The organism is Streptomyces cinnamoneus (genome assembly GCF_002939475.1).
GTDB classification, from domain to species: Bacteria; Actinomycetota; Actinomycetes; order Streptomycetales; family Streptomycetaceae; genus Streptomyces; species Streptomyces cinnamoneus_A.
In genome coordinates this window covers 5,159,864-5,182,898 of sequence record NZ_PKFQ01000001.1, presented here as the reverse complement: position 1 = coordinate 5,182,898, position 23,035 = coordinate 5,159,864, and the positions used below count along the sequence as shown (strand labels likewise).

General features: G+C 67.7%; 13 protein-coding genes, 1 tRNA gene and 3 rRNA genes. 3 read left to right on the top strand and 14 right to left on the bottom strand.

Going from position 1 to position 23,035, the window contains the following annotated elements; all coding sequences use genetic code 11:
* Nucleotides 1–58 precede the first annotated feature (58 nt).
* From CYQ11_RS23290 to thyX, 8 genes are all read right to left on the bottom strand, one after another.
* Nucleotides 59–131, bottom strand: a tRNA-Thr gene (locus CYQ11_RS23290).
* 47 nt (nt 132–178) lie between these two features.
* Nucleotides 179–880 (bottom strand): DegT/DnrJ/EryC1/StrS family aminotransferase, encoded by a 702-nt coding sequence (locus tag CYQ11_RS23285; protein WP_099197772.1) that lies wholly within the window; start codon nt 878–880, stop codon nt 179–181.
* Nucleotides 881–999: 119 nt separating this feature from the next.
* A 5S ribosomal RNA gene (rrf, locus tag CYQ11_RS23280) occupies nt 1,000–1,116 on the bottom strand.
* A 74-nt stretch (nt 1,117–1,190) separates the two neighbouring features.
* Nucleotides 1,191–4,314, bottom strand: a 23S ribosomal RNA gene (locus CYQ11_RS23275).
* Between the two features lie 282 nt (nt 4,315–4,596).
* Nucleotides 4,597–6,120, bottom strand: a 16S ribosomal RNA gene (locus tag CYQ11_RS23270).
* The 16S, 23S and 5S rRNA genes sit together here, the layout of an rRNA operon.
* Before the next feature lie 517 nt (nt 6,121–6,637).
* The gene (locus tag CYQ11_RS23260) at nt 6,638–8,323 is read right to left on the bottom strand and encodes a ribonuclease J (protein WP_099200912.1); all 1,686 of its coding nucleotides are present in this window, start codon (nt 8,321–8,323) and stop codon (nt 6,638–6,640) included.
* Between the two features lie 122 nt (nt 8,324–8,445).
* Nucleotides 8,446–9,345, bottom strand: a complete 900-nt coding sequence (dapA, locus tag CYQ11_RS23255) for a 4-hydroxy-tetrahydrodipicolinate synthase (RefSeq protein WP_099201621.1) — start codon at nt 9,343–9,345, stop codon at nt 8,446–8,448.
* A 216-nt stretch (nt 9,346–9,561) separates the two neighbouring features.
* Nucleotides 9,562–10,311: an FAD-dependent thymidylate synthase gene (gene thyX, locus CYQ11_RS23250; RefSeq protein WP_099200913.1), complete on the bottom strand. Its 750-nt coding sequence runs from the start codon at nt 10,309–10,311 to the stop codon at nt 9,562–9,564.
* Between the two features lie 213 nt (nt 10,312–10,524).
* Between thyX and CYQ11_RS23245 the strand changes: the two genes are divergently transcribed.
* Both CYQ11_RS23245 and CYQ11_RS23240 read left to right on the top strand, forming a co-directional pair.
* On the top strand, nt 10,525–10,794 hold the full coding sequence (locus CYQ11_RS23245; protein ID WP_099200914.1) for a hypothetical protein: 270 nt from the start codon (nt 10,525–10,527) through the stop codon (nt 10,792–10,794).
* Between the two features lie 87 nt (nt 10,795–10,881).
* The gene (locus tag CYQ11_RS23240) at nt 10,882–11,448 is read left to right on the top strand and encodes an SCO5741 family PH domain-containing membrane protein (protein ID WP_099200915.1); all 567 of its coding nucleotides are present in this window, start codon (nt 10,882–10,884) and stop codon (nt 11,446–11,448) included.
* 27 nt (nt 11,449–11,475) lie between these two features.
* Here the strand turns inward: CYQ11_RS23240 and CYQ11_RS23235 are convergent, their stop codons facing one another.
* From CYQ11_RS23235 to eccD, 6 genes are all read right to left on the bottom strand, one after another.
* Entirely contained in the window at nt 11,476–11,928 is a 453-nt protein-coding gene (locus tag CYQ11_RS23235; RefSeq protein ID WP_099200916.1) for a tetratricopeptide repeat protein, read from the bottom strand.
* A 5-nt stretch (nt 11,929–11,933) separates the two neighbouring features.
* Nucleotides 11,934–12,686, bottom strand: coding sequence for a 4-hydroxy-tetrahydrodipicolinate reductase (dapB, locus tag CYQ11_RS23230; protein WP_099200917.1), 753 nt, complete (start codon nt 12,684–12,686; stop codon nt 11,934–11,936).
* Between the two features lie 47 nt (nt 12,687–12,733).
* Nucleotides 12,734–14,113 (bottom strand): M16 family metallopeptidase, encoded by a 1,380-nt coding sequence (locus CYQ11_RS23225; protein ID WP_099200918.1) that lies wholly within the window; start codon nt 14,111–14,113, stop codon nt 12,734–12,736.
* On the bottom strand, nt 14,110–16,332 hold the full coding sequence (locus CYQ11_RS23220; protein ID WP_099200919.1) for a polyribonucleotide nucleotidyltransferase: 2,223 nt from the start codon (nt 16,330–16,332) through the stop codon (nt 14,110–14,112). Before CYQ11_RS23220 ends, CYQ11_RS23225 begins: the two co-directional genes overlap by 4 nt.
* Before the next feature lie 313 nt (nt 16,333–16,645).
* Entirely contained in the window at nt 16,646–16,933 is a 288-nt protein-coding gene (gene rpsO, locus CYQ11_RS23215) for a 30S ribosomal protein S15 (RefSeq protein ID WP_099201622.1), read from the bottom strand.
* 251 nt (nt 16,934–17,184) lie between these two features.
* A complete protein-coding gene (gene eccD / locus CYQ11_RS23210; RefSeq protein WP_099200920.1) occupies nt 17,185–18,651 on the bottom strand; it encodes a type VII secretion integral membrane protein EccD in 1,467 nt (488 codons plus the stop codon).
* Nucleotides 18,652–18,831: 180 nt separating this feature from the next.
* On the opposite strand from eccD, the gene eccCa reads away from it, so the two are divergent.
* The gene (eccCa, locus tag CYQ11_RS23205) at nt 18,832–22,791 is read left to right on the top strand and encodes a type VII secretion protein EccCa (RefSeq protein WP_099200921.1); all 3,960 of its coding nucleotides are present in this window, start codon (nt 18,832–18,834) and stop codon (nt 22,789–22,791) included.
* Nucleotides 22,792–23,035 lie beyond the last annotated feature (244 nt).

The following is a 23,035-nucleotide window of genomic DNA, read 5'->3' as shown; positions in this document are numbered from 1 at the left end:
AGAGGCCGGAACATACGAGAAGGGCCCCCGCCGTACGGCGGGGGCCCTTCTCTTGGAGAGCCCCAAAACGGAATCGAACCGTTGACCTTCTCCTTACCATGGAGACGCTCTGCCGACTGAGCTATTGGGGCCGGCAACGAGATAAAGCATACCCGATGTTCGTACGTGCTTCTGACCGTCAGGCGGCGGTGACGGGCATGAGCCCGCCCAGGGCGTTGCACGCCGACACCACCCGATGCAGCTCACGTCGTGACATCCCCGCGTCGACGGGAAGGGCGAGGCATTCGTCGGCGGCCCGTTCGGTCTCGGTCAGCCACAACTCCTGCCGGAACAGCGGCATCCGGTGAACGGGCGTCTGTACGGGCACGCGGCAGTGGATGCCGCGGGCGCGCAGCGCACGGGCGAAGGCGTCCCGGTCGGGCCGGCCGTTGCCGGGCACGCGGACGACGTAGGACTCGTAGCGGTGCCGCACGCCGGGGGCGGCGCTCGGGGTCACCACACCGGTGAGGCGGGCGCCGAGGAAAGCGGCGTTGGCCCGGCGGGAGTCGACGGCGGAGCCGGCCGTCCCACCGGTTCCCTCCTCCGGCGCGTCGGGCGCGACGAGAAGCAGCCCGTCACGGCACGCGAGGGACTGGAGGGCCGCCAGGTCGGCGAGGTGCCCGAAGAGGTGTACGGGCACGATGGCGGCGGTCCGCCGGCTGACGGCGTCGGCGACGGAGGCCGGGTCGAGACAGAAGGTGACGGGGTCGATGTCCGCGAAGACGGGCAGGGCCCCTGCGTTCCGTACCGCCTCGGCGGGCTCGGAGGGGCCGTACGACGGCACGATGACCTCGTCGCCGGGTCCCACCCCTGCCGCTGCCAGCTTCTCCTGTGTCCCCATGCCGCGGATGATTCCCGGAGGACGTGAACACGACGTGACCGGCCGCGGCGCATCACAAAAACAAAAAAGCTCTGACGCATGAACCGAAATCCATACGTCAGAGCTTTTTTTGAATAATTGTTCGGCGGCGTCCTACTCTCCCACAGGGTCCCCCCTGCAGTACCATCGGCGCTGAAAGGCTTAGCTTCCGGGTTCGGAATGTAACCGGGCGTTTCCCTAACGCTATGACCACCGAAACACTATGAAGTTAACCAACCCGGCAAAATCACAGGTCGTTACTTCAGAACCTACACAGTGGACGCGAGCAACTGAGGACAAGCCCTCGGCCTATTAGTACCAGTCAGCTCCAACCGTTACCGGTCTTCCACACCTGGCCTATCAACCCAGTCGTCTACTGGGAGCCTTACCCCATCAAGTGGGTGGGAGTCCTCATCTCGAAGCAGGCTTCCCGCTTAGATGCTTTCAGCGGTTATCCCTCCCGAACGTAGCCAACCAGCCATGCCCTTGGCAGGACAACTGGCACACCAGAGGTTCGTCCGTCCCGGTCCTCTCGTACTAGGGACAGCCCTTCTCAAGACTCCTACGCGCACAGCGGATAGGGACCGAACTGTCTCACGACGTTCTAAACCCAGCTCGCGTACCGCTTTAATGGGCGAACAGCCCAACCCTTGGGACCGACTCCAGCCCCAGGATGCGACGAGCCGACATCGAGGTGCCAAACCATCCCGTCGATATGGACTCTTGGGGAAGATCAGCCTGTTATCCCCGGGGTACCTTTTATCCGTTGAGCGACGGCGCTTCCACAAGCCACCGCCGGATCACTAGTCCCGACTTTCGTCCCTGCTCGACCCGTCGGTCTCACAGTCAAGCTCCCTTGTGCACTTACACTCAACACCTGATTGCCAACCAGGCTGAGGGAACCTTTGGGCGCCTCCGTTACCCTTTAGGAGGCAACCGCCCCAGTTAAACTACCCACCAGACACTGTCCCTGATCCGGATCAAGGACCCAGGTTAGACATCCAGCACGACCAGAGTGGTATTTCAACGACGACTCCACACACACTGGCGTGCATGCTTCACAGTCTCCCACCTATCCTACACAAGCCGAACCGAACACCAATATCAAGCTATAGTAAAGGTCCCGGGGTCTTTCCGTCCTGCTGCGCGAAACGAGCATCTTTACTCGTAGTGCAATTTCACCGGGCCTATGGTTGAGACAGTCGAGAAGTCGTTACGCCATTCGTGCAGGTCGGAACTTACCCGACAAGGAATTTCGCTACCTTAGGATGGTTATAGTTACCACCGCCGTTTACTGGCGCTTAAGTTCTCAGCTTCGCCCCACCGAAATGGAGCTAACCGGTCCCCTTAACGTTCCAGCACCGGGCAGGCGTCAGTCCGTATACATCGCCTTACGGCTTCGCACGGACCTGTGTTTTTAGTAAACAGTCGCTTCTCGCTGGTCTCTGCGGCCACACCCAGCTCAGGAAGCAAGTTCCCTCACCAGACATGGCCCCCCTTCTCCCGAAGTTACGGGGGCATTTTGCCGAGTTCCTTAACCATAGTTCACCCGAACGCCTCGGTATTCTCTACCTGACCACCTGAGTCGGTTTAGGGTACGGGCCGCCATGAAACTCGCTAGAGGCTTTTCTCGACAGCATAGGATCATCCACTTCACCACAATCGGCTCGGCATCAGGTCTCAGCCTTAATGTGTGACGGATTTGCCTATCACACGGCCTACACCCTTACCCCGGGACTACCACCGCCCGGGCTGGACTACCTTCCTGCGTCACCCCATCGCTTACCTACTACAAGTCTGGTTCGTCGGCTCCACCACTCCCCTTTGTCCGAAGACTCCAGGGCGGCTTCACGGACTTAGCATCGCCTGATTCGATATTGGGCGTTTCAAAGCGGGTACCGGAATATCAACCGGTTGTCCATCGACTACGCCTGTCGGCCTCGCCTTAGGTCCCGACTTACCCTGGGCAGATCAGCTTGACCCAGGAACCCTTAGTCAATCGGCGCACACGTTTCTCACGTGTGTATCGCTACTCATGCCTGCATTCTCACTCGTGAACCGTCCACAACTCGCTTCCGCGGCTGCTTCACCCGGCACACGACGCTCCCCTACCCATCACAGTCCCCGTTGGGGGTACATACTGCAATGACACGACTTCGGCGGTACGCTTGAGCCCCGCTACATTGTCGGCGCGGAATCACTTGACCAGTGAGCTATTACGCACTCTTTCAAGGGTGGCTGCTTCTAAGCCAACCTCCTGGTTGTCTCTGCGACTCCACATCCTTTCCCACTTAGCGTACGCTTAGGGGCCTTAGTCGATGCTCTGGGCTGTTTCCCTCTCGACCATGGAGCTTATCCCCCACAGTCTCACTGCCGCGCTCTCACTTACCGGCATTCGGAGTTTGGCTAAGGTCAGTAACCCGGTAGGGCCCATCGCCTATCCAGTGCTCTACCTCCGGCAAGAAACACACGACGCTGCACCTAAATGCATTTCGGGGAGAACCAGCTATCACGGAGTTTGATTGGCCTTTCACCCCTAACCACAGGTCATCCCCCAGGTTTTCAACCCTGGTGGGTTCGGTCCTCCACGAAGTCTTACCTCCGCTTCAACCTGCCCATGGCTAGATCACTCCGCTTCGGGTCTTGGGCACGCTACTCAAACGCCCTATTCGGACTCGCTTTCGCTACGGCTTCCCCACACGGGTTAACCTCGCAACATACCGCAAACTCGCAGGCTCATTCTTCAAAAGGCACGCAGTCACGACGCACCGAGCAAGCTCGATGCGCGACGCTCCCACGGCTTGTAGGCACACGGTTTCAGGTACTATTTCACTCCGCTCCCGCGGTACTTTTCACCATTCCCTCACGGTACTATCCGCTATCGGTCACCAGGGAATATTTAGGCTTAGCGGGTGGTCCCGCCAGATTCACACGGGATTTCTCGGGCCCCGTGCTACTTGGGTGTCTCTTAAACGAGCCGTCAATGTTTCAGCTACGGGGGTCTTACCCTCTACGCCGGACCTTTCGCATGTCCTTCGCCTACATCAACGGTTTCTGACTCGTCTCACAGCCGGCAGACTATGAAAAAGAGATCCCACAACCCCGCATGCGCAACCCCTGCCGGGTATCACACACATACGGTTTGGCCTCATCCGGTTTCGCTCGCCACTACTCCCGGAATCACGGTTGTTTTCTCTTCCTGCGGGTACTGAGATGTTTCACTTCCCCGCGTTCCCTCCACACTGCCTATGTGTTCAGCAGCGGGTGACAGCCCATGACGACTGCCGGGTTTCCCCATTCGGACACCCCCGGATCAAAGCTCGGTTGACAGCTCCCCGGGGCCTATCGTGGCCTCCCACGTCCTTCATCGGTTCCTGGTGCCAAGGCATCCACCGTGCGCCCTTAAAAACTTGGCCACAGATGCTCGCGTCCACTGTGCAGTTCTCAAGCAACGACCAGCCACCCATCACCCCACCACCGAAGCAGTGAGTGCACTGGGGCCGGCATCGCGAAGGTTCGAAACTTACGTTCCGTACCCTCAGATACCCAACAGCGTGCCCGACCCAGCCCCTCAGAAATTTCACGTTCCACGCCGAAGCAGTACTAGTGAACCCTCAAGAACTGTGCCGAATAGTCAACGTTCCACCCATGAGCAACCGTGCAAGACATTCGCTTGCAGTCGGCTATGTGCTCCTTAGAAAGGAGGTGATCCAGCCGCACCTTCCGGTACGGCTACCTTGTTACGACTTCGTCCCAATCGCCAGTCCCACCTTCGACGGCTCCCTCCACAAGGGTTGGGCCACCGGCTTCGGGTGTTACCGACTTTCGTGACGTGACGGGCGGTGTGTACAAGGCCCGGGAACGTATTCACCGCAGCAATGCTGATCTGCGATTACTAGCAACTCCAACTTCATGGGGTCGAGTTGCAGACCCCAATCCGAACTGAGACCGGCTTTTTGAGATTCGCTCCACCTCGCGGTATCGCAGCTCATTGTACCGGCCATTGTAGCACGTGTGCAGCCCAAGACATAAGGGGCATGATGACTTGACGTCGTCCCCACCTTCCTCCGAGTTGACCCCGGCAGTCTCCTGTGAGTCCCCATCACCCCGAAGGGCATGCTGGCAACACAGAACAAGGGTTGCGCTCGTTGCGGGACTTAACCCAACATCTCACGACACGAGCTGACGACAGCCATGCACCACCTGTACACCGACCACAAGGGGGCGACCATCTCTGGCCGTTTCCGGTGTATGTCAAGCCTTGGTAAGGTTCTTCGCGTTGCGTCGAATTAAGCCACATGCTCCGCTGCTTGTGCGGGCCCCCGTCAATTCCTTTGAGTTTTAGCCTTGCGGCCGTACTCCCCAGGCGGGGAACTTAATGCGTTAGCTGCGGCACGGACGACGTGGAATGTCGCCCACACCTAGTTCCCAACGTTTACGGCGTGGACTACCAGGGTATCTAATCCTGTTCGCTCCCCACGCTTTCGCTCCTCAGCGTCAGTATCGGCCCAGAGATCCGCCTTCGCCACCGGTGTTCCTCCTGATATCTGCGCATTTCACCGCTACACCAGGAATTCCGATCTCCCCTACCGAACTCTAGCCTGCCCGTATCGAATGCAGACCCGGGGTTAAGCCCCGGGCTTTCACATCCGACGCAACAAGCCGCCTACGAGCTCTTTACGCCCAATAATTCCGGACAACGCTTGCGCCCTACGTATTACCGCGGCTGCTGGCACGTAGTTAGCCGGCGCTTCTTCTGCAGGTACCGTCACTTTCGCTTCTTCCCTGCTGAAAGAGGTTTACAACCCGAAGGCCGTCATCCCTCACGCGGCGTCGCTGCATCAGGCTTTCGCCCATTGTGCAATATTCCCCACTGCTGCCTCCCGTAGGAGTCTGGGCCGTGTCTCAGTCCCAGTGTGGCCGGTCGCCCTCTCAGGCCGGCTACCCGTCGTCGCCTTGGTAGGCCATCACCCCACCAACAAGCTGATAGGCCGCGGGCTCATCCTGCACCGCCGGAGCTTTCCACCACCAACCATGCGGTCAGCGGTCGTATCCGGTATTAGACCCCGTTTCCAGGGCTTGTCCCAGAGTGCAGGGCAGATTGCCCACGTGTTACTCACCCGTTCGCCACTAATCCACCCCGAAGGGCTTCATCGTTCGACTTGCATGTGTTAAGCACGCCGCCAGCGTTCGTCCTGAGCCAGGATCAAACTCTCCGTGAATGTTTACCCGTAATCGGGTCGACACCACGAGAGCGGAACAACCAGGCGGAATAAGCCCGGTCGTTCACAGCGTCCTCGCTGTGTGTGCCTACCCGATCCATACGGACCCGGCAGGACTTTTAAAGGAACCTCATCCATCGAGATGGACGGGGTGTCAACATATCTGGCGTTGACTTTTGGCACGCTGTTGAGTTCTCAAGGAACGGACGCTTCCTTTGTACTCACCCTCTCGGGCTTTCCTCCGGGCGCTTCCCTTCGTTGTTTCCAACCTTACCAGATCCGTTTTCCGTTCCGTTTCCGGTCTGGAATTCGATTTCCGGTCCCCGTTGGCGGGGGCTTCCCGACTTTATCAGACTTGTCTGGGTGACTTATCCGAGTCGGATTTCCATTCGCTTCCGAGAGACGGTCTCGCGCTGCGCGCTTGCCGTTCCCGTCGCGGTGGAGCCGTAAACGTACTGGACGGCCGCACCCGGATGCAAATCGAGGCCGGGGCGGCCGTCCGTACGTTGACGGGGCGTCAGACCTCGACGACCACAGGGAGGATCATCGGGCGCCGGCGGTAGCTGTCGGACACCCACTTGCCCACCGAGCGGCGGACCAGCTGCTGGAGCTGGTGGGGCTCGGCGACACCGTCGGCGGCGGCCTTCGCGATGGCCTCCTCGATCTTCGGGAGCACGGCCGAGAACGACGCGTCGTCGATGCCGGAGCCCCGAGCCTGGACCTGCGGACCGCTGACGACCTTGCCGGTCGTGCTGTCGACGACCACGAAGACCGAGATGATGCCCTCGTCTCCGAGGATGCGGCGGTCCTTCAGCGAGGCCTCGGTGACGTCGCCGACCGAGAGGCCGTCCACGTACACGTAGCCCGCCTGGACCTTGCCGACGATCTTCGCCCGGCCGTCCACGAGGTCCACCACGACGCCGTCCTCGGCGATCACGATGTGGTCCTTCGGGATGCCCGTCAGCGCGCCCAGCTCGGCGTTGGCCCGCAGGTGGCGCCACTCGCCGTGCACCGGCATCAGGTTCTTCGGCTTGCAGATGTTGTAGAAGTACAGCAGCTCGCCGGCCGACGCGTGGCCCGAGACGTGCACGCGGGCGTTGCCCTTGTGCACGACGTTGGCGCCCCACCGGGTCAGGCCGTTGATCACGCGGTAGACCGCGTTCTCGTTGCCCGGGATGAGGGACGAGGCCAGGATGACCGTGTCGCCCTGGACGATGCGGATCTGGTGGTCGCGGTTGGCCATGCGGGACAGGGCCGCCATCGGCTCGCCCTGGGAACCCGTGCAGACCAGCACGACCTCTTCGTCCGGCAGGTCGTCCAGCGTCTTCACGTCCACGACGAGGCCGGCCGGGACGCGCAGGTAGCCCAGGTCGCGGGCGATGCCCATGTTGCGGACCATCGAGCGGCCGACGAAGGCCACCCGCCGGCCGTACTCGTGCGCGGCGTCCAGGATCTGCTGGATGCGGTGCACATGGCTGGCGAAGGACGCCACGATGATGCGCTTCTGCGCGCCCGCGAAGACCTGGCGCAGCACGCCGGAGATGTCGCGCTCCGGCGGGACGAAGCCGGGGACCTCGGCGTTGGTGGAGTCCACCAGCAGCAGGTCGATGCCCTCCTCGCCCAGCTTGGCGAAGGCCGGCAGGTCGGTGAGGCGGCGGTCCAGCGGGAGCTGGTCCATCTTGAAGTCGCCGGTGTGCACGACCATGCCGGCGGGGGTGCGGATGGCGACGGCCAGCGCGTCCGGGATGGAGTGGTTGACCGCGATGAACTCGCAGTCGAAGGGGCCGATCCGCTCGCGGTGACCCTCGACGACCTCGAGGGTGTAGGGGCGGATGCGGTGTTCCTGGAGCTTGGCCTCGATCAGCGCGAGGGTCAGCTTGGAACCGATCAGCGGGATGTCCGGCTTCTCGCGGAGCAGGAAGGGGACGCCGCCGATGTGGTCCTCGTGACCGTGCGTGAGCACGATGCCCTCGATGTCGTCGAGGCGGTCACGGATGGAGCTGAAGTCGGGCAGGATCAGGTCGACTCCGGGCTGCTCCTCCTCGGGGAAGAGCACTCCGCAGTCGACGATCAGCAGACGGCCGTCGTATTCGAAGACCGTCATGTTGCGGCCGATCTCGCCAAGGCCGCCGAGCGGGGTGACGCGCAGGCCGCCCTTGGGGAGCTTCGGCGGCGGACCGAGTTCAGGGTGCGGGTGGCTCAAAAGACTCTCCTCACCACGCACGCCACATGCCCTCCTTGGACACATGGCGCGCGTGACATCAGTGCACTTGCAGTCGTCTTCGGTTTTCGGTTGTCCCGTATTCAGTTGTGAAGTCTTGGGTGCTACAGCTGTACCCCGCCAGCCGCGAGATCGCTCTTGAGCTGCTCGGTCTGCTCCGTGGTGAGCTCGACGAGGGGCAGTCGCAGCGGTCCGGCCGGGAGGCCCTGGAGCGCGAGGGCGGCCTTGGTGGTCATCACGCCCTGGGTGCGGAACATGCCCGTGTAGACCGGGAGCAGCCGCTGGTGGATCTCGGCGGCCTTGGCGACGTCGCCGCCGCGGTGGGCCTCGACGAGCGCACGCAGCTCGGGGGCCACGAGGTGGCCCACGACCGAGACGAAGCCGGTGGCGCCGACGGAGAGCAGCGGCAGGTTGAGCATGTCGTCCCCGGAGTACCAGGCGAGGCCCGTGCGGGCCATGGCCCAGCTCGCGGCCGCGAGGTCGCCCTTGGCATCCTTGTTGGCCACGATGCGGGGGTGCTCGGCCAGCCGGACCAGGGTCTCGGTCTCGATCTGGACGCCGCTGCGGCCGGGGATGTCGTAGAGCATCACCGGGAGGCCGGTGGCGTCCGCGACGGCGGTGAAGTGCCGGCGGAGGCCGTCCTGCGGGGGCTTGTTGTAGTAGGGCGTCACGACGAGGAGGCCGTGGGCGCCGGCCTGCTCGGCCGCGCGGGCCAGCTCGATGCTGTGGCGGGTGTCGTTGGTGCCGGCTCCGGCGACCACGTGGGCCCTGTCGCCCACGGCCTCGACCACGGCGCGTACGAGCTGGGCTTTCTCCGCATCGCTGGTGGTGGGGGACTCACCGGTGGTGCCGTTGACGACGAGTCCGTCGTTGCCTGCGGCCACCAGGTGGGCGGCCAGCCGCTGCGCGCCGTCGAGGTCGAGGGCGCCGTCTGCGGTGAAGGGCGTGACCATGGCGGTCAGCACCCGCCCGAAGGGCGTCTGCGGTGTGGAGGTCGGAGCCATGGAGGCCACGCTACTCGTTGCTCACCGTGAGGTGCTCCCTCGGGGAGTGCCAAAGGGATCCCGGCACTGCCTGCTCGGGGGTTCAAGCAGTGCCGGGTCCGTTTTTTCAGCGTAGATGAAGGTGATGAAACGCCGCAATACGGACACCTTGCCCGATGGGCCGGGCAGGGGTCGGGTAGCAGCGTGTGACGATCACCCGCTCACGCCGCACAGCGCCTACGGAGCGACGCGGCCGTTCTTGTTGAAGGCGGCGTAGGTGAGCGGCATGAGCTTGGCCCACTCGGCCTCCATCTTCTCGCCGACCATCTCGATCTCCCGCTGCGGGAAGGACGGCACCGCGGCCAGCTCGTGCTGGGTGCGCAGACCGAGGAAGTGCATCAGCGAGCGGGCGTTGCACGTGGCGTACATCGAGGAGAACAGGCCCACGGGCAGGACCGAGCGGGCGACCTCGCGGGCCACGCCCTCGGCGAGCATCTCCTGATAGGCCTCGTAGGCCCGGCGGTAGCTGTCCTCCATGACGCGGCCGGTCAGCTCGTGCTGCGCCTCGGTGCCCTCGACGAAGACGTACTTGCCGGGACGGCCCTCCTGGACCAGCTTGCGGGACTCCCCGGGCACGTAGAAGACGGGCTCCAGCTCGCGGTAGCGGCCGGACTCCTCGTTGTAGGACCAGCCGACGCGGTGGCGCATGAACTCGCGGAAGACGAAGATCGGAGCACTGATGAAGAACGTCATCGAGTTGTGCTCGAACGGGCTGCCGTGGCGGTCGCGCATCAGGTAGTTGATGAGCCCCTTGGACCGCTCGGGGTCCTTGGTGATCTCTTCCAGGGACTGCTCGCCGGCCGTGGAGACGCGGGCCGCCCACAGCACGTCGCTGTCGGCCGCGCTGTGCTTGACCAGCTCGACGGTCACGTCGCTGCGAAACGTCGGCTTGGCTGCCTGGGCGTCCTCGGTGGGGGTGTCGGTCACCGGCGGGGTCCTTCCAGTTGCGTTGTCTGGCGTCGCCAAGCCTAAGGGCCGCCACTGACACCCGGCCGTCACCGGGCCCGGGCCTCCACCACAGGAGGCGCCGGGATGCCAGTTGATATTTTTCACAGAAGTTACGGAAAACGGGCACGGATGCCCGAGTTTGAACGTCCTTATGTATGACAGCCCACCCCGAGGTTCCTAGGAGAGCCCTTCATGTTCCTCCCCCAGCTCCCGCTGGGCGGTGCCCCCAGCCGAGAGCACGTGCCGTTCGCCTTCGTCGCCGAGGCCGAGCGCTACCGCAGCAACGTCACGCCGCCGCCCCGAGACCGCATCAGCCGCTCCGAGATCGTGGGGCGGACCCTGGTGGGTCTCACCGTCGCGGCGGGGCTCGTGGGAGCGCTGTTGTTCGGTACTCCGGCACTGGAGTCAGGTCCGCAGAACACCCACCGCACCCAGCACTCGGAAGCCAACGCGGGCCGCTGACCGGCAGCCGCCGACAGGCGCCCGCCGGCCGGCAGGTAGCCTCACCCGCCACAGCCGTTCGAGTGTGCTTGCGAGTGAGGAACCGTCGTGCCCCTGCCCTTCCTGACAGCCGACCGCGATAGCGACGACCTCGCGACCACCACCGCCGCGCCCCTGCCCCACGAGGACCCGTACGAGAGCCGTGACCGTTGGCGGCGCCCGTACCGACCGGGTCCCGCCCGGGTGGGAGGTGCGGCGTTGCTGCTTCTGCTCGCCGCCTATGTGCTCTGCTCGGCCGCGATCGTCGCGGTGGCCGGCTCCCTGCCCGCGACGGGCGTGTGCGTCGCCGTCGCCGCGCTGCTGATCACCCTCGCGGTGCGCCTGGTGCGCCTCGGCATCTGGGTGGGGCCCCGGGGGCTCCGGCAGTCCGGGCTGCTGTCCGGCACGACCCTGTCCTGGTCCGAGGTCGCCGAGGTGCGGACCGTCCAGCAGCCGGTGCGGCTGCTGGGGACGCCGCGCACGGTCCAGGGGCAGGCGCTGGTCGTGCGGCGCACCCAGGGCGAGCCTCTGGCCGTGCTGGTGACCGACCACAACGCCGACTTCGTCGGCCGTCCGATGGCCTTCGCCATGGCGGCCGACGCGATCGAGGACTGGGTCGCCGAGCTCAGGGGTTGAGCCGCGGGCGCAGCGCCCGCGAAGCGCCTACGCCCGTACGGGCCTGCCGTCGTGCAGGGCGATCGCGCGCTGCATGGCCTTGCGGGCCCGCGGGGTGTCACGGGCGTCGTGGTAGGCGACCGCCAGGCGGAACCACGAGCGCCAGTCCTCCGGCGCCCGCTCCGTCTCCGCACGGCGGCGGGCGAAGACCTCGTCCGCCGAGTCGCGGTCGATGCGGCCGCCGGGCGTCCGTGCCAGCTCGTCGACCGGCAGGCCGCCCTCGGCCTCCAGCTCGCGCGCCAGCCGGTTGGCGTCCCGGGCGAACTTGGTGGTCTGGTACAGGAACCAGGCGCCGATGAACGGCAGCACGAGCACCGCCAGCCCGAAGGCGACGGTGATCGCGGTGCCCTGCTCGACGAGCATGACGCCTCGGCTGCCGACCAGGACGAAGTAGACGACCAGGACGGCGGCCAGGGCGCAATAGACGATCTTCGCTCGCACCGCGATCAGCCCAGGTCCAGGAAGTGTTCCAGGCCGAAGGTCAGGCCCGGGGCGGAGACCACGCGCCGCGCGCCCAGCAGGATGCCGGGCATGAAGCAGCTGTGGTGCAGCGAGTCGTGGCGGATGGTGAGCGTCTCGCCGGTGTCACCGAACAGCACCTCCTGGTGGGCGAGCAGCCCGCGCAGCCGTACGGCGTGCACCGGCACCCCGTCGACGTCCGCGCCGCGTGCGCCCTCCAGGGCCGTGGTCGTGGCGTCCGGCTGTGGCGCGCAGCCCGCCTCGCGCCGCGCCGCCGCGATGAGCTGCGCGGTGCGGGTGGCGGTGCCCGAGGGGGCGTCCGCCTTGTTCGGGTGGTGCAGCTCGACGACCTCGACGGACTCGAAGAAGCGGGCCGCCTGCTGGGCGAAGGCCATGGTGAGGACCGCGCCGATGGAGAAGTTCGGGGCGATGAGCACGCCCGTGGACGGCGAGGCCGCCAGCCAGGACTCCAGCTGCGCGAGGCGGTCCACGGTCCAGCCGGTGGTGCCGACGACACCGTGGATGCCGTTGCGGACGCAGAAGTCCAGGTTGTCCATGACCGAGTCGGGGTGGGTCAGCTCGACCGCGACCTGGGCACCGGCCTCGGTCAGGGCGTCCAGGCTGTCGCCCCGGCCCAGCGCGGCCACCAGCTCCATGTCGTCGGCGGCTTCCACGGCTCGTACGGCCTCGGAGCCGATCCGGCCCTTGGCGCCGATGACCGCGACGCGCAGCTTGCTCATCGTCCCTGCTTCCTTCGAATGACCGGCTGAACGATCACACCGGTCGGTTAAGAAACGGCCTCGTGCAGGCGCGCGGCCTGCTTGTCCTTCAGCGGCCCGATGACGGACAGCGAAGGACGCTGCCCCAGTACATCGCGGGCCACCTCGCGGATCTCGTCCGGGGTGACCGCCGAGATGCGCTCCAGCATGTCGCTGACGGACATCTGGTCGCCCCAGCACAGCTCGCTCTTGCCGATGCGGTTCATCAGCGCGCCGGTGTCCTCCAGGCCCAGGACCGTGGAGCCGGAGAGCTGACCGATGGCACGGCCGATCTCCTCGTCCGTCAGTCCCTCCGCGGCCACCCGGTCCAGCTCGTCGCGGCAGATCCGCAGCACGTCGTGGACCTGGTTCGGACGGCAGCCGGCGTAGACGCCGAAGAGGCCGCAGTCGGCGAAGCCGGAAGTGTAGGAGTAGACCGAGTAGGCGAGGCCGCGCTTCTCCCGGACCTCCTGGAACAGTCGCGAGCTCATGCCGCCGCCGAGGGCGGTGTTGAGCACCCCGAGCGCCCAGCGGCGTTCGTCGGTGCGGGCCAGGCCCGGCATGCCGAGGACGACGTGCGCCTGCTCGGTCTTGCGGCCCAGCAGCTCGACGCGGCCCGCGGTGCGGATCGTCTTGGTGCCGGAGCGCGGGCCCACGGGCACGGCGTCGGCACGGCCCAGGGCGCCGGCCTTCTCGAAGGCGGCGCGGACCTGGCGGACGACCTTGGCGTGGTCGACGTTGCCCGCCGCGGCCACGACCAGGTGGGTCGGGTCGTAGTGCTTCTTGTAGAAGCGGGCGATCTGGTCGCGGGTGAGCGCGTTGATCGTGTCGACGGTGCCGAGGACCGGGCGGCCGAGGGGGGTGTCGCCGAGCATCGTGTGCGCGAACAGGTCGTGCACGCAGTCGCCCGGGTCGTCCTCCGTCATGGCGATCTCTTCGAGGATCACGCCGCGCTCGGCGTCGACGTCGGCGGCGTCGATCAGCGAACCGGTGAGCATGTCGCAGACGACGTCGATGGCCAGCGGCAGGTCGGTGTCGAGCACGCGCGCGTAGTAGCACGTGTACTCCTTCGCCGTGAAGGCGTTCATCTCGCCGCCGACCGCGTCGAGGGCCGCGGAGATGTCGAGCGCGCTGCGCTTGGCCGTGCCCTTGAAGAGCAGGTGCTCCAGGTAGTGGGTGGCGCCGTTGAGCGTCGGCGTCTCGTCGCGGGAGCCGACGTTCGCCCAGATGCCGAACGTCGCGGAGCGTACGGACGGCAGGGTCTCGGTGACGATGCGCAGGCCGCCCGGGAGGGTGGTCCTGCGGACCGTGCCGATGCCGTTCTCGCCCTTGAGAAGCGTTTGGGTACGGGCGACGGCCCGCCCCTCCGAGGAGGTGCGGGCCGTCTTCCGTGTACTACGGGACGTCACTTGGCGGACTCGTCCTTGGTCTCGTCGGCGTCGCCGTCCTCGCCCTCGATCACGGGGATGAGGGAGAGCTTGCCGCGCTGGTCGATCTCGGCGATCTCGACCTGGACCTTGGCGCCGACGCCGAGCACGTCCTCGACGTTCTCCACGCGCTTGCCACCGGCGAGCTTGCGGATCTGCGAGATGTGCAGCAGGCCGTCCTTGCCCGGCATGAGGGAGACGAAGGCACCGAAGGTGGTGGTCTTGACGACCGTGCCCAGGTAGCGCTCGCCGACCTCCGGCATGGTCGGGTTGGCGATGCCGTTGATCGTGGCGCGGGCGGCCTCGGCGGCCGGGCCGTCGGCGGCACCGATGTAGATGGTGCCGTCGTCCTCGATCGTGATCTCGGCGCCGGTGTCCTCCTGGATCTGGTTGATCATCTTGCCCTTGGGGCCGATGACCTCACCGATCTTGTCCACGGGGATCTTGACGGTGATGATCCGCGGGGCGTAGGCGGACATCTCGTCCGGCGTGTCGATGGCCTCCATCATCACGTCGAGGATGTGCAGACGCGCGTCGCGGGCCTGCTTGAGGGCCGCGGCCAGGACGGAGGCCGGGATGCCGTCCAGCTTGGTGTCGAGCTGGAGGGCGGTCACGAACTCCTTGGTGCCGGCGACCTTGAAGTCCATGTCGCCGAACGCGTCCTCCGCACCGAGGATGTCGGTGAGGGCGACGTAGTGGGTCTTGCCGTCGATCTCCTGGGAGATCAGACCCATGGCGATGCCGGCGACGGGGGCCTTGAGCGGCACACCGGCGTTCAGCAGCGACATGGTGGAGGCGCAGACCGAGCCCATGGAGGTGGAGCCGTTGGAGCCGAGGGCCTCGGACACCTGACGGATCGCGTAGGGGAACTCCTCGCGGGTCGGCAGGACCGGCACGATCGCGCGCTCGGCGAGCGCGCCGTGGCCGATCTCGCGGCGCTTCGGGGAGCCGACGCGGCCGGTCTCACCGACGGAGTAGGGCGGGAAGTTGTAGTTGTGCATGTAGCGCTTGCGCGTCACCGGCGAGAGGGTGTCGAGCTGCTGCTCCATGCGGAGCATGTTCAGCGTGGTGACACCCAGGATCTGGGTCTCGCCGCGCTCGAACAGCGCCGAGCCGTGCACGCGCGGGATGGCCTCGACCTCGGCGGCGAGGGTGCGGATGTCCGTCACCCCGCGGCCGTCGATGCGCTTCTTCTCCTTGATGACGCGCTCACGGACCAGGGTCTTGGTCAGCGAGCGGTACGCGGCGGAGATCTCCTTCTCGCGGCCCTCGAACTGCGGGAGCAGCTTCTCGGCGGCCACGTCCTTGACGCGGTCCAGCTCGGCCTCGCGCTCCTGCTTGCCGGCGATGGTGAGCGCCTGGGCCAGCTCGGTGCGGACGGCGGCCGTCAGGGCCTCCAGGACGTCGTCCTGGTAGTCCAGGAAGACCGGGAACTCGCCCTCGGGCTTGGCGGCCTTGGCGGCCAGCTCGGACTGGGCGCGGCACAGGACCTTGATGAAGGGCTTCGCGGCCTCGAGACCGGCGGCGACGACCTCCTCGGTGGGGGCGTCGGCGCCGTCCTTGACCAGCTGGATGGTCTTCTCGGTGGCCTCGGCCTCGACCATCATGATCGCGACGTCGCCGTCCTCCAGGACGCGGCCGGCCACGACCATGTCGAAGACGGCGTCCTCGAGCTCGGTGTGGGTCGGGAAGGCCACCCACTGGCCCTTGATCAGGGCCACGCGGGTGGCGCCGATCGGACCGGAGAAGGGCAGGCCCGCGAGCTGCGTGGAGCAGGAGGCGGCGTTGATCGCGACCACGTCGTAGAGGTGGTCGGGGTTGAGCGCCATGACCGTCTCGACGATCTGGATCTCGTTGCGCAGGCCCTTCTTGAAGGAGGGGCGCAGCGGCCGGTCGATCAGGCGGCAGGTGAGGACCGCGTCCTCGGAGGGCCGGCCCTCACGGCGGAAGAAGGAGCCGGGGATCTTGCCGGCCGCGTACATCCGCTCCTCGACGTCCACCGTCAGGGGGAAGAAGTCGAGCTGGTCCTTGGGCTTCTTGGAAGCGGTGGTGGCCGACAGCACCATGGTGTCGTCGTCCAGGTACGCCACGGCGGAACCGGCGGCCTGCTTGGCCAGGCGGCCCGTCTCGAAGCGGATGGTGCGGGTGCCGAAGGCGCCGTTGTCGATGACGGCCTCGGCGTAGTGGGTCTCGTTCTCCACCAGGGATATCTCCTCTTCTGCGTCCTCGCCCGTGTGGCGGGGACGGTGGTGGAGGGCGCCGCTGTGCTCTGTGCGGGCCGGTCTTCGATCGAAGCACCCGGAATTCCCCGTTCCGGGGGCCACTACCGAGGACCGGCGGAGAGAACGGCGTCCCTCCTCATCAGGTATGTCGTTCGTCGTGCCGTTGTGGAACCAGACTACAAAGCTTCTGCTCCGCGTCGCTTCCCACAGGCCGCGCAAGGGGCCGCGCGGTTCTCCGGCATATGCGAAGGGAGCGGCTCCCAGGGGTGGGAACCGCTCCCTTCACGGCGTCTTACTTGGCGCCCGCGGCACCGCGGCGGATGCCGAGGCGCTCGACCAGGGCGCGGAAGCGCGTGATGTCCTTCTTGGCCAGGTACTGCAGCAGACGGCGACGCTGACCGACCAGGAGCAGCAGACCACGACGGGAGTGGTGGTCGTGCTTGTGGGTCTTGAGGTGCTCCGTGAGGTCGGAGATGCGGCGGGTCAGGAGCGCGACCTGGACCTCGGGGGAACCGGTGTCGCCCTCCTTGGTGGCGAACTCGGCCATGATCTGCTTCTTCGTAGCGGCGTCGAGCGACACGCGGTACTCCTTCTGGATGTCTTCGGCCACCGAGTGCCCCTGGTCTCTGTCTCAGGGGAGCTTCCACGACTCGGGAGGCGGGGTCCGCTGGGCGCTGTCCCCAGAGGACCCTGCGGTCCCTCCGGAGGCGCGTACACAAACGGCCACGGGACACAGTACCAGGCCGGGGCAGGGGTCCCGACGGGCGCCGGGGGCGCCCGGCCGCGGCCTGCGGCCCGGTGAGGGGCCGGCGCCGGGGCGCCGGCCGGTGATCACGAGCTGGTGAGTCCGCGGACCGTGGCGTAGACGTCGAGCACGGCCAGGCACAGCGGCACCAGCGCGAGCAGGAAAGCGCTCTCCGCTATGTCGGAGAACCTCCCCCAGAAGGGTGACAGACCCTTGCGGGGGACGATCAGCGCGACGGTGGCGAGCAGGGCGGCGACGGCGGCGACCGCGGCGGACAGCCAGACCGTGCGGACGTCGAGCGGCCCGTGGTCGCCGGTGAGCAGGGCCCGCACGGCGTGGGCCGGCGGGTTCAGCGCCAGGCCGAGCACCAGCAGGCAGAGGGAGGCGAGGCCGGCGGCGAGGACCGAGGCCACCTGCGCGGTGTAGCGGAAGAGCCGGGCCCGCAGCAGCATGGCGAGGCCGCAGGCGAGGGCGAGGACCTGGGCCCAGCCGTTGTCGGAGAAGCCGAGCACGGCGGCGGCGCCGACTACCACCAGGGAGCAGCCCCCGACGAGCCCGAGGAGCAGCTCGTGGCCGCGGCGGGCCTGCGCCGCCACGCGCTCGGCGTCGACGGGCTCGGCGCCGGGCGTGCCCGGCTGCTCGTCCAGGTCGCCCGCGGCGGCGGAGCGCGGGGCAGCGTAGCCGATCGGCAGGCGGGCCACCCGGGCGGAGAGTCCCGGCAGGAAGGCGATGGCGCCGATGGCGACGACGGCGCACACGGCGGCGGTCGCGGTCGGTCCCGCCTCGGCGAGGATCGCGCAGAAGGTGGCGAGCGTGCCGGCGGCGGCGGCGACGACAGCGGCCACGAAGGGGGCGTCGCCGGTGGGCATGAGCGCGACGAGCGCGACCGAGGCGACGAGGACGGCGACGCATCCGAGGAGGAACTGGAGGCGGCCGATGCCCTCGCCCGGCGACAGGGCCAGGATCCCCGAGCCCGCGATCATGAGGTGCGGCAGGGCGGCCAGACCGAAGGCGAGGGCTGAGGCCCGGTCGCCGTAGACACGGGCCCGGACGCCGGCGAGCGCGGCGAGCAGGACGCCGGTGACGGCCGCGACGATCCCCGGCAGGCCGTGCATGTCGTGGCCGGCCGGGTCCGCGAACCACAGGACGAAGCCGAGGAACACGAACATCAGCGCCCCGGCGAACAGGCCGCTCGCCCGCAGCAGCCGGTCGTTCCACAACGCGCGGTCACGGGTGACGGCCGCGGCGACGGCGTCGGCGACGTCGTCGAAGACCGCGGGCGGCAGCGACTGGGCGAAGGGACGCAGCCGTAGCAGCGTGCCGTCCAGGACGCGTTGGGCCCCGAGCGAGCGGTCCGCGTCGAGCGCGACGCCGTCCCGCCCCATGAGGTGGTAGCCGGGAGGCGCGCCCTGCTGCACGCTCTGACCCGTCATCCGGAGGATCTCCGGCAAGAGGTCGGCTACGGCGACATCATCCGGAAGAGCGACGTCGATCCGGCTGTCGGGCGCGATCACCGTCACTCGGCAGAAACCGGTCACTGTAGTCGAACTCACCTGATGGGCCCCCTCATTACCTGCCGCCCCATTTCAGCGGTCGCGCATGTGGACGGGGCGCAACCCTACCGGGAGCCGCCGGTGCGCCATGCACGTAGGATCATCGTCGCGCGGAGGCTGCCCGCCGCCGGCAGGGGGCCGGCGCCACAGCTGTCCAGCCGAAAAGGGATTGATACGCCGGTGAGCCAGATCATCGTCAAACGTCCGCCTCGGGTCATGCCACCCGAAATACCCGCGGATGAGCTGCAACTCGAGTCCCCTCCGGAACTGCCCCGCGGGCAGCAGGAGGGCATGGCCATGCAGCTGCTGCCGATGCTCGGCATGGGCTCGTCAGTGGTCTTCTTCTTCATGCCGGGCACCGCGCCCATCATGCGCATCATGGGCGCGATGATGCTGGTGTCGACCGTCGCCATGGCCGTCGCGCAGGTGATCCGGTACCGCAAGGGCTCGCAGGGCGCGGCGGTCGAGAGCCGGCGCGACTACCTGAAGTACCTGGCGCAGACCCGGCAGAAGGTGCGCCGCACGGCGCGGGCCCAGCGGGACGCGCAGTTCTACCTGCACCCCGCGCCCGAGCAGTTGTGGTCCCTCGTCGCGGAGGGCAGCCGGCTGTGGGAGCGGCGCGTCTCCGACAAGGACTTCGGGCAGGCCCGCGTGGGCCTGGGCCCGCAGCAGCTGTGGACACCGCTGGTGGCGCCCACGACGGCTCCGGTGGACGAGCTGGAACCGCTGTCGGCCAGCGCGATGCAGCGCTTCCTGGCGGTCCACGGTTCGCTCGACGGGCTGCCGGTGGCCGTCTCGATCCGGGCGTTCTACCACGTGGTGGTCTCCGGTGAGCGCGAGGCGGTGCGCGGTACGGCCCGCTCGCTGGTCGCGAGCCTGGTCACCCTGCACTCCCCCGAGGACCTCGTGGTCGCGGTGGTCGCCGGGCAGGGCGCGGCCGAGGAGTGGGACTGGTGCAAGTGGCTGCCGCACACCCAGGTGCCCGGTTCCACCGACGGCGCGGGCACCAAGCGGCTCTTCAGCGACGACCTGACCGAGCTGGAGGACCTGCTGGGCAACCGGCTCCTGGGGCGCCCCCGCTTCAGCCGTGACGGCCAGCCGCTCCTGGACCAGCCCCACGTGGTGGTCGTCCTGGACGGCGGCACCGTGCCGCCCGACTCCCTGCTCGCCTCCGCCGAAGGGCTCCAGGGCGTGACCGTCGTGGAGGTCGTGCCGGGCGAGCTGGACGAGAGCCGCGGCGGGCTGTCCGTCGTCGTACGGCCGGGCCAGCTGCGCCTGGAGTCGGCGGCGGCCACCTACCAGGGCGTGCCCGACTCCCTGTCGGTTCCGGCCGCCGAGGCACTGGCCCGGCAGCTGGCGCCGATGCGCATGGGCGGCGGCGGGGACGACGACGAACCCCTGCTGGCCAACCTCGACTTCACCGACCTGCTGGGCCTCGGCGACGCGGGCTCGGTGGACACCTCGACGGCCTGGCGGCCCCGGTCGATGGCCGAGCGGCTGCGCGTGCCCATCGGTGTCGGCGAGGACGGCTCGCCCGTGATGCTCGACCTCAAGGAGGCGGCGCAGGAGGGCATGGGCCCCCACGGCCTGTGCGTCGGCGCCACGGGTTCGGGCAAGTCCGAGCTGCTGCGGACCCTCGTGCTGGGCCTCGCGGTCACCCACTCCTCCGAGACGCTGAACTTCGTCCTCGCCGACTTCAAGGGCGGTGCGACCTTCGCGGGCATGGCGGAGCTGCCGCACGTCGCCGCGGTCATCACCAACCTCGCGGACGACCTCACGCTCGTCGACCGCATGCGGGACTCGATCACCGGTGAGCTGCAGCGCCGGCAGGAGCTGCTGCGGGCCGCCGGCAACTACGCCAACCTCACGGACTACGAGAAGGCACGTGCCGCCGGCGCGCCGCTGGAGCCGCTGGCCTCCCTGGTGCTGGTCATCGACGAGTTCAGCGAACTCCTCACCGCGAAGCCGGACTTCATCGAGATGTTCATCCAGATCGGCCGCATCGGCCGGTCGCTGGGCGTGCACCTGCTGCTGGCCTCCCAGCGGCTGGAGGAGGGCCGGCTGCGCGGCCTGGACACCTACCTCTCGTACCGCATCGGTCTGCGCACCTTCTCCGCCGCCGAGTCGCGCACCGCGCTCGGCGTGCCGGACGCCTACCACCTGCCGTCGGTGCCCGGATCGGGCTACCTGAAGTTCGGCACGGACGAGATGACGCGGTTCAAGGCCGCCTACGTCTCGGCCGTCTACCGCGGCGGCGTGACCACGACGACGCGCACCGGCTCCTTCCCGACCGACCGCCGGCCGGTGCCGTTCACCGCGGCACCGGTGCCGGTGCGCTACGCGGAGCCCGACCCGGCCGTCCCGCTCACCGCCCCGGGCCGGGACGACGACGCGCTCGCCGACACGGTCCTGGACGTCATCGTGCGGCGCCTGGAGGGCCAGGGACCGGCGGCCCACCAGGTGTGGCTGCCGCCGCTGGACGAGGCGCCCTCCCTGGACCAGCTGCTGTCCGGCCTGGCGGTCTCCCCGGAGCGCGGCCTCCACGCCCCCGGCTCGCCGCGGGGCGGCGGGCTGCGGGTGCCGCTCGGCCTGATCGACAAGCCCTTCGAGCAGCGGCGTGACGTCCTCTTCCGCGACTTCTCGGGCGCGGCGGGCCACATGCTCGTCGTCGGCGGTCCCCGCTCCGGCAAGTCGACGCTGCTGCGCACGCTCATCGGCGCGTTCGCCCTCACCCACACCCCGCACGAGGTGCAGTTCTACGGGCTGGACTTCGGTGGCGGCGCCCTGAGCGCCGTCGACGGGCTGCCCCACGTCGGCGGGATCGCCTCCCGGCTGGACCCGGAGAAGATCCGGCGTACGGTCGCCGAGGTCGCGGGCATCCTCAACCGGCGCGAGGAGTTCTTCCGCGACAACAACATCGACTCGATCAGCACCTACCGTCAGCTGCGCGCCGCCGGAAGACTGCCGGGCGAGCCCTGGGGCGACGTCTTCCTGGTCATCGACGGCTGGTTCTCCTTCAAGACGGACTACGAGATGCTCGAGCCCGTCGTCGCCGACATCGCCGCGCGGGGCCTCGGGCTGGGCGTGCACCTGGTCGTCACCGTCTCCCGCTACATGGAGATGCGGGCGGCGCTGAAGGACCAGCTGCTCAGCCGCCTGGAACTGCGCATGGGCGACCCGCTCGACTCCGAGCTCGACCGCAAGGTCGCGGCCAACGTGCCCGTGGGGGTGCCCGGCCGCGGTCTGACCGCCGAGAAGCTGCACTTCCTGGGCGGCCTGCCGCGCGTCGACGGCGCCTCCGGCGGCGGCGACGACCTCTCCGAGGCCACGGCCGCGTTCGTCAAGGCCTCGGTCGAGAACTGGCCCGGCCCGCACGCCCCGCAGGTGCGCATGCTGCCCCGGACGCTGTCCGTGCGGGAGCTGCCGGACGGCCACGCCGAGCCGCAGCGCGGCGTCGCCATCGGCATCGACGAGATGAACCTCGCGCCCGTCTTCGTCGACTTCGACACCGACCCGCTGTTCGCCGTCTACGGAGAGAGCGAGTCCGGCAAGACCGCCCTGCTGCGGCTGCTCATCAAGCAGCTCACCGAGCGGTACACGCCGGAGGAGGCGCTGTTCTGCGTCGGCGACTACCGGCGCAGCCTGCTGGAGTGCGTGCCGGAGCCGTACCTGGCCGGCTACGCGACGACGCAGAACGCGTTCGATCCGTACCTCGCCGACATGAACGCCCTCATCAACAGCCGCGCACCGGGCCCGGACGTGACCCCGCAGCAGCTGCGCAACCGCAACTGGTGGCGGGGCCCGCGGGCGTTCATCATCGTCGACGACTACGACCTGGTCGCCACCTCGTCCGGCAACCCGCTGGCGCAGCTGGTGGACAACCTGCCGTACGCGCGGGACACCGGCGTGAACTTCATCATCGCCCGGAGCACCGCGGGTGCCGGCCGCTCCATGTACGAGCCGTTCATCCAGCGGTTCAAGGAGCTGGGAGCCCAGGGCGTCGTGCTCTCCGGCGACCGCGGCGAGGGCGAGCTGCTGGGCAACGTGAAGCCGCGGCCGCTGCCCCCGGGACGGGGAATCTTCGTCTCGCGGAAGCAGGGGAGCTCGCTGATCCAGACGGGGTGGCTGCCTACGGAGTGAGGGAGCCGGCACGCGGCCGGGCCGATGGCCTTTTTGAGTACGTGTACTCAGGCGCCGCGATTGCCCCGCTTGTAGCATCACTCGCGCAACAACGGTCGCGTCCGCCCCGGGCAAGGGGTGGACGCGACCGTGTTAGGTAGAGGCGCGACAGGGGGAACGACATGACGGCGTCCGAGCTGTCCCCGGAGTGGAGTCGGCTTTTCCGCACGGAAGGCCAGGACACGAGCATCGCGGTGCGTGATGG